At 67.3% G+C, this 10,217-nt stretch carries 4 protein-coding genes; 3 read left to right on the top strand and 1 reads right to left on the bottom strand.

Annotated elements, in window-relative coordinates; all coding sequences use genetic code 11:
- Window positions 1-101 precede the first annotated feature (101 nt).
- A complete protein-coding gene (locus GGR90_RS07625; protein WP_167920721.1) occupies window positions 102-3,182 on the bottom strand; it encodes a TonB-dependent receptor domain-containing protein in 3,081 nt (1,026 codons plus the stop codon).
- 174 nt (window positions 3,183-3,356) lie between these two features.
- Between GGR90_RS07625 and GGR90_RS07620 the strand changes: the two genes are divergently transcribed.
- The 3 genes from GGR90_RS07620 (at window position 3,357) to GGR90_RS07610 (ending at window position 10,057) form a co-directional block, all read left to right on the top strand.
- Window positions 3,357-3,689: a phosphoribosyl-ATP diphosphatase gene (locus GGR90_RS07620; RefSeq protein ID WP_167920720.1), complete on the top strand. Its 333-nt coding sequence runs from the start codon at window positions 3,357-3,359 to the stop codon at window positions 3,687-3,689.
- A 10-nt stretch (window positions 3,690-3,699) separates the two neighbouring features.
- Window positions 3,700-4,077: a histidine triad nucleotide-binding protein gene (locus GGR90_RS07615; protein WP_167920719.1), complete on the top strand. Its 378-nt coding sequence runs from the start codon at window positions 3,700-3,702 to the stop codon at window positions 4,075-4,077.
- 136 nt (window positions 4,078-4,213) lie between these two features.
- Window positions 4,214-10,057: an alpha-2-macroglobulin family protein gene (locus GGR90_RS07610; protein WP_167920718.1), complete on the top strand. Its 5,844-nt coding sequence runs from the start codon at window positions 4,214-4,216 to the stop codon at window positions 10,055-10,057.
- Window positions 10,058-10,217: the final 160 nt, after the last annotated feature.

The following is a 10,217-nucleotide window of genomic DNA, read 5'->3' as shown; positions in this document are numbered from 1 at the left end:
TCGAATTGAAGACTAAGCGTTCGCTCGCACGCGATTCAGGGGCATCATAGTCGCCAGCCAACGACGAGGACAACGTCCGCTCCCCACCCCAAAGCAGCCGCTTAAATCTTCCCGCGCACCCCCAGAAAGAAGCGCCGGCCCAGATAGTCATATTGCGTGCCGAACGCCGGGGCCTGCCCGATCACCGGCGGCGTCGCGGTCACCACGGTCGATACGCGCGGCGGCGGCGTGTCGAACAGGTTCGCGACCCCCAGAGTGATGCGGAAACGGTCGGCAACATCGCGGCTCAGCGACAGCGAATGAGTGAAGGTTGCAGGCACGCTGACGTCGGGGCAGAAACGTCCGCCCGGCCGGAAGCTCGAGGTACGGCATGCGTCGCCACCCTGGGCGCGGAGCAGATCTTCCTCGTTCGATGCGGCACCTATGACGTCGAGCCCGTAGAACAGCGTCCAGCCGTCCTTCATCCAGCCGAGGTTGAAATCGCCGACCCACTTCGGATTGCCGATCTTGCCATTGTCGTCGATGATGGTGCCGGGGAAGAGTTCGACCTTGTCCCGGACCTGCCAGGTCATCTGCGCGCGGAACGTCAGTGCGCCCAGATTGCCGAGGTCCTGATCGATCGCCAGCGACAGGTCGACGCCGCGATTGCGCTGGCGGCTGATGTTGACATAGCGGTCGGTGACCGCCGCGACGCTCTGCGCGTCCGGGCCCGCGGCCGTGCGCGTGAACAGGCCGCAAAAGGGTTCGTTTGCGAAGGTCTCCGAATCATAGCAGCTGGTCAGGATGTTGCCCGCGCCGAGCAGCGTGATCTCGTCTTTCACCTTGATGTCGAAATAATCGACCGCGAGGCGCGTCTTGAGCCCGCCCCACAGCGCGCCCGACAGATCGGGGGTCAGAATCACCGACACCGTCTTCGCCGTCGAGGTTTCGGGCTCGAGCCGGCCGAGTCCGCCGCCCGAGATGATCGTCGCCGGGGCGATCCCGCCGGCATAATCCGGCGCGATCCCGTCGGCGGCGCAATTGTCGAAGATGCGCTGGCTGATGGCGCCCGCCGCGAGCCGCGCCGCGCTCTGGATGCACGGGTCGATGTCCTGCTGGCCGAGAAAGCCCGTCTGATCCTGCAGAAACAGTTCGAACAGCGCCGGGGCGCGGAACGAAGTGCCCCAGGTGCCGCGGAAACGCAGCCAGTCGGTCACCGCCCAGTCGGCGCCGACCTTCCACGTCGTATCGCTGAAATCATCCCGCGCGCCCGTCCGCGCGGTCGCCTCGACATGCGTATAGCGTGCCGCGCCCGACAGCGTCAGCCGCTCGATCATCGGCACGCCTTCGAGCAAGGGCACTTCGATTTCGCCGAACAGTTCCTTCGACACGGTGCGCCCCGCGGTGATGCCCGAGGTCGTGAAGTTGGCGACATTGCCCGCGCGCGTCGCTTCGCCCGGCGTGTCGTCGATTTCGTCGCGGCGGATATTCGCGCCGAACGCCGCGCCCACCGGCCCGGCGGGCAGCGCGAACAGCTTGCCCGTCAGCAGCGCTTCGGCCGATGTCTGCTTGAACAAGGTGCGGCCGGTTTCGCGGCCCGTCAGGAAGGCGCGCTCTTCGGGCGTGAAATCGCCGCGCAGCACGCGCGGGTCGGTAAAGTCGATGTCGATGCACCCCGCGCCGCGGATCGCGGTCGTCGTGCCGGCGCACGAACGCGTGCGCAGCGTCTGCGACGCGATGGAATCCTGATAGATGACGTCCTGCGTATAGCTCGCGTCCGAGCGGCTGTGCTGGCCATGGACGTCCCATTTCCACCCGCCGCCCAACTCGCCGCGCAGCCCGAGTACGCCGCGATAATAATCCACGTCGGCTTGGCTTTCGGACTTCACGAGCACGCGGGGGCGCAGGATGACATTGCCGCCGAACTCGCCGTTGAGCGGGTCGCCCATGTCGGTGGGATCGCAATTATAAGCGGTCGGGTCACACAGGAAAAAGGGCAGCATCGACGCGCCGGTGAACTGCTGGAGCTCGATCCGCTGGACGCCATTGTTGTGCGACTTGCGGTTGCTGAACAGGAATTCGCCATAGGCGGTGATGCCGCCCGTCACATCATAGGCGCCCTCGACGAAGGTGCTGATCCGGCGCACGCCCGAGAAGACGTCCATATCCTGTTCGGCGGGCTCGAACTGGTTGAGCGCGCCGGTCGACGGACCGTCGAAATTGACCCCGAAAAAATCGGCCGGCCCGAACACCCCGATCGGATTATAGGCATTGATCGGGATGCCGACTCCCGCGAACTCATTGCCATATTGCCCCGCGAAGAGCGCCTGTCCGTTCGGCGCGATCAGCCCGGGGCCGAAGGTCGGAAAGCCGTTTTCGTCGACCCCCGAGAAATCGCTGAACACGATCATATTCGCCTGCGTGCTGTTGCACGCGGGGCGGCCGGTGCGAAAATCGACGATGTCGGCGCGGCTGCCGTCAGCCTCGCGCTTGAGATATTCTTCCGAGCAGAACAGGAAACCGCGATCGCGGCGGGTGAGGTTCTGCTGGCGAAAAACATCGACCGTCGCAAAGATATGGCCGCGATCGAATGTCTTGCCGAAGCTTGCATCGACGCCATAGCTTTCGCCGCCGCCATGTTCGGTGATCGACGAGAAGCCGCCGCCCTCGAAGCCGTCGAGGTCGTCGCGGGTCAGGATGTTGACCACCCCCGCGACCGCATCCGCGCCATAGATCGACGAAGCGCCGGTCTTCAGCACTTCGACCTGCCGGACCACCGACAGCGGCAGCACATTGAGATCGAAGGGCGCGACCGAGCCGCGGATGCCCGCGGGGCCCGCACGCCGGCCGTTGATCAGCACCAGCGTGCGCTCGGCGCCGAGGCCGCGCAGCGACAGTGTCTGCACATCATTGCCGCCATTGGCGACGAAACGGTTCGAGATTGCCGAGGTAATCTGGATCGATCCCTGCGCCGCCGGCGTGGATTGCAGGACATCGGCCAGCTGGACCTGCCCCTGAAGTTTCGCCGTTTGGGGGTCGATCACCTGGATGGGGTCGGCGCTGGTGAACTCGCTCTTCGCGATGCGCGAGCCGGTGACGATGATCGCGTCGCCGTCGGCCTGCGCCATCGCGGGGCTCGCCGACAAGGCGATCGCCGAGGCCGTCGCGACCAGAAACACCTGCGAGCGGGTGCCAGTTTTCATTGTCTTCTTCCGGCTAAAAGTTGATCACGCCCCCCGGCGCGTCGGAAACTAGGCCAAAGGGCGTTTCGATATGGTTACCGCCGCGGTAAGTTTTTGGCGGCGCTCGCCCGCTTGTCGCAGCCATCGAGGGGGGCTAGGCACGCGGGCCACAGACCGGGGCGAAAGGATCGCACGATGAGCAAGGCAATGGGCGAAACGCTGGGGCGGCTGGAAGCGGTCATCCACGACCGGCTCGCGGCGGGCGAAGCCGAAGCCTCCTATGTGGCGAGCCTCGCCGCCAAGGGCCGCGGCAAGATTGCGCAGAAACTGGGCGAGGAAGCCGTCGAAGCGGTGATCGCGGCGGTCAGCGAGGACGATCCCGAACTGATCGGCGAGGCGAGCGACCTCGTCTTCCACCTCTCGATCCTGCTCGCCGAACGCGGCCTGTCGTGGGACATGATCGCCGCCGAACTCGACCGCCGCCACGGCACCTCGGGCCACACCGAAAAAGCCGGCCGCCAGCAATAGGAACGCACCCATGCCGATCGACGCGACGCTTCCCTATGACGACAGCAATATCTTCGCGCGCATCCTGCGCGGCGAACTGCCGTCGAAGACGGTTTACGAGGACGAGTATGCGCTCGCCTTCCACGACATCAACCCGCAAGCCCCCTTGCACATCCTCGTGATCCCCAAGGGCGCCTACGTCAGCTGGGACGATTTCTCCGAGCGCGGCGGCGACGCCGAAATCGCGGGTTTCGTCCGCGCGGTCGGCAAAGTCGCGCGCGACCAGGGCCTCGTCGCCCCCGGCTACCGCCTGCTCGCCAACACCGGGCTCGACAGCCATCAGGAAATCCCGCACCTCCACGTCCACATCTTTGCCGGACAAAAGCTCGGGCCGATGCTCGCGCGCTGATATTCGGCGCTGCCTATGACGGTGGTCACAGCTTTTTCGCACGCCGCGACACACCCTGCTGAGCGCGCGGCGACGGGTGGACTCTTGCCCCTGTTTCCAGCAGGATAGATATCCGGGCCAAAGGGGAGACGACGCGATGCAGCAGGGATGGCGCAAGCTGGCTACGGCCTTGGCCGGCAAGGCGAAACTGGCGCTGATCCTGCCCCTCACCCTCGCGATGGCCGCGACCGCGACCGCCGATACCGTCCCGCAGGTCACGCTCGCGACTCCCGGCAGCTCGGGGACCGGCGACGGCACGATCACGCGCTTCACGCTGCGTTTCTCCGAAGACATGGTGCCGCTCGGCGACCCGCGCGCGCCGGCGCCCGCCACCAACGACTGCAAGCTTCCGTCGTCGGGCCGCTGGGTCGACACGCGCACCTGGGTGCTCGAATTCGACAAACCGCTGCCCGGCGGGCTCGCCTGCCACGTCGAGCTGCGCGACGGGCTCAAGACCGCGCGCGGCATCGCGGTCGCGGGCAACAGCCGCTTCGCGCTCGACACCGGCGGCCCCTCGGCGCGCGCGGTGCTCGTCGGCGGCATGAGCGGCGGGATCGAGGAGAGCCAGATCTTTCTCGTCGCGACCAACGTCGCCGCCGACCGCGCCTCGGTCGGTCGCTACGGCTATTGTTCGGTCGACGGCATCGGCGAGAAGATCCCGCTCGACGTCCTCCCGCGCGAAACCGCGACCGAAATATTGACCGGGCTCGGCGACAATAATTGGTCGCGCCAGTCCTTCACCTACGACGCCGGCCTGCCGCAGCGCTTCCCCGCCGCGGGCGCGGACCGCGAGGCCGCGCTCGACCGCATCGTCCCGGTCAAATGCCGCCGGCCATTGCCGCCGGGCCGCGAGATGGCGCTCGTCTGGGACGCGCGCATTACGCAAGCCGGCGTTCCCGGTCGCACCGCGGGCCGCGATCAGCGCTTCGATTATGACGTGCGCCCCGCCTTCACCGCCAAAATGTCGTGCAGCCGCGTCAACCCGCAGGCGGGCTGCAACCCGATCAAGGATGTCGTGCTGAGCTTCGCCTCGCCCGTATCGCGCGCGACGATCCTCGCCGCGACGCTCGACACCGCCGACGGCAAGCGCCTGACGCCCAGGATCGACGACGACGACAAAAACGACGACTGGCTGACCACCGTCCGCTTCACCGGCCCGCTGCCGCAAAATGTCGACGCGACGCTTCGGCTTCCCGCGAACGTCACCGACCAGAGCGGCCGCAAGCTGCAGAACCAGTCGAATTTCCCGCTGAAATTCCACATCGACCGCGCCCCGCCGCTGGTCAAATTCGCCGCCGAATTCGGCATCCTCGAAGCCGGCGAGGGCGGCGTCCTGCCCGTCACCGTGCGCGGGGTCGAAGCCAGCCTCGTCCAGTCGAACCTCAAAATGCCCGTGGCCGCGCTCCGCGTCGGCGACGACGATGCCGCGATCGCGCGCTGGCTTCGCCGCGTCGACGACGCCGACGACAGTGACTTTCGTGAAGAAAAGAACGCCGCGGGCAAAGATGTCACGGTCAATTACACCGGCACCAGATCGGTGTTCGTCGGCGCCCCGTCGGGCGGCGAACGCCGCGATATGCAGCTGACCCCGCCGGGCGGCGGCAAGGCATTCGAGGTCGTCGGCATCCCGCTCGCCGAAAAGGGTTTCCATGTCGTCGAGATCGCGAGCCCCGAACTCGGGGCCGCGCTGCTCGGCCGCCGCGAGACGCGCTATGTCGCGACCTCCGCGCTCGTCACCAACATGGCGGTGCATTTCAAATGGGGCCGCGAAGGCTCGCTCGCGTGGGTGACCGCGCTCGACACCGGGCTTCCCGTATCGGGCGCCGAAATCCGCGTCACCGACAGCTGTACCGGCCGCCTGCTCGCGCGCGGCACCGCCGACAAGGCGGGCCGCCTCGCCTTTCCGTCGGGCCTGCCCGAGCCCGAAACCTATTCGAGCTGCGAAGAAAATCCCGACATGGCCAAAAGCGAAGGCCACGCCCTGATGGTCAGCGCGCGCGCGGAGGGCGATTTCAGCTTCACGCTCACCGACTGGGGCAAGGGCATCCGCCCCTATGACTTCGACCTCCCCTATGGCTGGTCGGAGCGGGCGGACATCCTCCACACCGTCTTCGACCGCGCGCTCGTCAAGGCGGGCGAAACGGTCCACATGAAGCATATCCTGCGCCGCCCGGTCGGGCTGGGCTTCCGCACCCCCGAACCGCTCGCGGGCAAGCTCCGCCTCGTCCACCGCGGCTCGGACACCGAATTCGAGATGCCGTTCGCGATTCCCGCCACCGGCAGCGGCGAGACGGTCTGGAACGTCCCCGCCTCGGCGCCGATGGGCGATTATGAACTCGTCTTCGTGACGAAAGACAAGAAGGGCGAGGACAAGACGATCTGGTCGAATCAGTCGGTCCGCGTCGACGAATATCGTCTACCGACGATGAAGGCGACGATCACCGGCCCGAAAACCGCGCTCGTGCGCCCCGCCGCGGTGCCGCTCAATCTCTTCGTCGGCTATCTTTCGGGCGGCCCCGCCCCCAATATGCCCGTCGAGCTGCGCACCAATTTCCGCGCGACCTGGTCGCCGCCCGAGGATTATCGCGACTGGGATTTCGACGGCCAGCCGGTCAAGGAAGGCACCGTCCAGCTCGACGACAGCGGCGATACGCCGTCGGCCGACCTGCCGCTCGCGCGCTCGGTCCCGCTCACCCTCGACGCCAATGGCAGCGCGACGACGAGCGTCACGGTCGACCAGCCGATCACCGAACCGACGCTGATGGCCGCCGAAATGGATTATGAGGATGCGAATGGCGAGACGCTGACCTCGAGCCGCCGCATCACGCTCTACCCGTCGGCGGTCCGGCTGGGCGTCAAGACCGACGGCTGGCTGATGCGCGACAACGACCTCAGGCTCAATTTCATCGCGCTCGACCTCGAGGGCAAGCCGATCCGCGGCCAGCGGGTCGACGTCGCGCTCTACAACCGCGAGATTATCACCGCGCGGCGCCGCCTGATCGGCGGCTTCTACGCCTATGACAACCAGATGCGCACCACGCGCCTCGGCGCGACATGCAGCGCGACCACCGACAAGCTCGGCCGCGCGAGCTGCGCGATGGCGCCCGGCGTTTCGGGCGAAGTCACCGTCGTCGCAACCACCCAGGACGCCGACGGCAACGAGGCGCGCGCGGTGCGCTCGGTGTGGCTCGCGGGCGACGACGACTGGTGGTTCGGCGGCGACAATGGCGATCGCATGGACGTGATCGCCGAACAGCCGCGTTACGACGCGGGCGACACCGCGAAATTCCAGGTCCGCATGCCGTTCCGCGAAGCGACCGCGCTCGTCACCGTCGAGCGCGAAGGCGTCCTCTCCAGCTTTGTCGTGCCGCTGAAGGGCACCAACCCCGTCGTCAAGGTCAAGCTGCCCGCGGCCTATGCCCCCGACGTTTATGTCTCGGTGATGGCGGTGCGCGGGCGTGTCACCGGCGGCGAAAGCTGGTTCCGCAAGCTCAAGCGCGCGGCCGGCTTCAAGATCGAGAATAGCGAGGGCGCGCCGCCGACCGCCTTGGTCGATCTCGCCAAGCCCGCCTACCGCATGGGCATCGCGCGGATCAAGGTCGGCTGGGAAGGCCATCAGCTCGGCGTCAAGGTGAAGGCCGACAAGGAGACATATTCGGTCCGCGAAACCGCGAAAGTCGAGATCGAGGTCGAGACACCGGGCGGCAAGGCGCCGAAGAACGCCGACGTCGCTTTTGCCGCGGTCGACGAGGCCTTGCTCCAGCTCGCGCCCAACGAAAGCTGGGAAATCCTCTCGGCGATGATGGGCGAACGCACGCTCGACGTGCTCACCTCGACCGCGCAGATGCAGGTGGTCGGCAAGCGCCATTATGGCCGCAAGGCGCTCGAACCCGGCGGTGGGGGCGGCGGCGACCTCTCGGGGCTGACGCGCGAGGATTTCCGCCCCGTGCTGCTCTGGAAAGGCCATGTCCCGCTCGACGCCAAGGGCCGCGCGAGCGTCGACGTGCCGCTCAGCGACAATCTCTCGGGCTTCCGTCTCGTCGCGATCGCGACCGACGGGTCGCAATATTTCGGCACCGGCGAAACGAGCGTCCGCACCGTGCAGGATCTCGGCGTCTTCGCCGGCATGCCCGAACTGGTGCGCACCGGCGACACTTACGATGCGCGCTTCACGCTCCGTAACGGCACCGACAAGGCGATGGAGGTCACCGCGACCCCGACGCTGTCGCCGGCGATCGCGACCGCGCCGCCGCTCACCGTCACCATCCCCGCGGGTGGCGCGGTGCCGATCAGCTGGTCGATGACCGCGCCCGAGACCACCGGCCCGATCGAATGGACCGTCGAGGCGGTATCGAAGAATGGCAAGGCGCGCGACCGGCTTGTCTTCGAACAGACGATCGAGCCCGCGGTCCCGATCGAAACCTGGGCCGCCAGCCTGTTCCGCGTCGGCCCTGCGACAACGCTGCCGATCGCGATCCCCACGGGCGCGCTGCCCGGCGGCTATGTCGATATCGCGCTCGCGGGCACGCTCGCCCCGCCGCTCACCGGGGTGCGCGATTATATGAGCGCCTATCCCTACACCTGCTTCGAACAGCAGACGTCGCGCGCGGTCGCGCTCGGCGATGTCGGACGCTGGCAGGCGCTCGCGGGCGCGATGCCGACCTATCTCGATGACGACGGGCTGCTGCGTTACTGGCCCAATGAGCGAATGGAAGGCTCGATCGAACTCACCGCCTATGTGATGAGCGTGACTGCCGCGAACGGCTTCGCGATCCCCGAAGCATCGAGAACGAAGATGGTCAACGCCTTGCAGGCGGTCGTCGAAGGGCGGCTGACGCGCAAGGGCTATGGCCCGTGGGACATCCGCCCGGTGCGCATCGCGGCACTGGCGGCGCTGGCGCGGAACAAAGCGTCGAGCGCGAGCCTCGTCGCCGCGATCGACGTCGCGCCTGCCGACATGGCGACCGGCACGCTCGCCGACTGGCTCGTCGCGCTCGAAAAGACGCCGGGCGTGCGGAACGCTCCCGCGCTGCGCACCGCGGCCGAGGCTGAACTCCGCAAACGGCTCGTCTATGAAGGCACGCGCCTCGACCTCGTCGACGATGCGAAGGCGCCTTGGTGGATGATGACCAGCGGCGACGAAATGGCGATCAAGGCCTTGGAAGCCGTGCTCGGCCGCAAGGGCTGGGAGGATGACGCGGGCAAGCTGATGGTCGGCGTCGCGCAGCGCCAGCGCAAAGGCCATTGGGACACCACCCCGGCGAACGCCTGGGGCGCCGTGACCGTCCGCCGCTTCGCCACCCTCTATCCGGCGAGCGCGATCACCGGCGTCACCAACATCGGCCTCGCCGGCGATACCGCGTCGCAAAGCTGGCCGCTTCCGGCCGAACCCGTGTCGCCGCTCCGCGTCGCGCTCAATGCCGCGACGATGAGCCTCAAGCATGACGGCACCGGCGCGCCATGGGCCACCGTCAGCGTCAAGGCCGCGGTGCCCCTGAAGGAGCCGCTCAACGCGGGCTACCGGATCAAGCGTTCGGTGAGTATCGTCAAGGCGGCGAACAAGGATCGGCTGACGCGCGGCGACGTGATCAAGGTACGGATCGAGGTCGTCGCGGCGGCCGGGCGGACGTGGGTCGTGGTGAGCGACCCGATCGCGCCGGGTGCGACGATCGTCGGCAACCTCGGCGGCCAGTCCGAAATGCTTGGCAGCCAAGCGGGCGGCGACGGCGCGCAGCCGAGCTATGTCGAGCGCGGCAAGGACAGCTGGCGCGGCTATTTCGGCTGGATGCCCGCGGGCACCCACGCGGTCGAATATGTCGTGCGATTGAACGGCTCGGGCCGCTTCACCCTGCCCCCGACGCGGGTCGAGGCGATGTATTCGCCCGCAATCCGCGGCCAGTGGCCGAACGCGCCGGTCACGGTGGCGAACGTGGGGTCGTGATGCTTACCCGCCACCGCCCCCTGTTTCCGCTCGTGTCGAGCATCTCAACTTCGCTTGATGCGAACGGGGGAGGTGGGTTCCGCTTCTCTATCCCTGTGCCCCTGCGAAGGCAGGGGCCCATCTCCGGCCGGTGCAAGGTTGAACCCACAGGAGATGGGCT

The sequence above is a fragment of the Sphingopyxis italica genome (genome assembly GCF_011926545.1).
GTDB classification, from domain to species: Bacteria; Pseudomonadota; Alphaproteobacteria; order Sphingomonadales; family Sphingomonadaceae; genus Sphingopyxis; species Sphingopyxis italica.
Note: the sequence above shows the minus strand (reverse complement) of the source record. Positions and strands in the feature narration are given on the sequence as shown.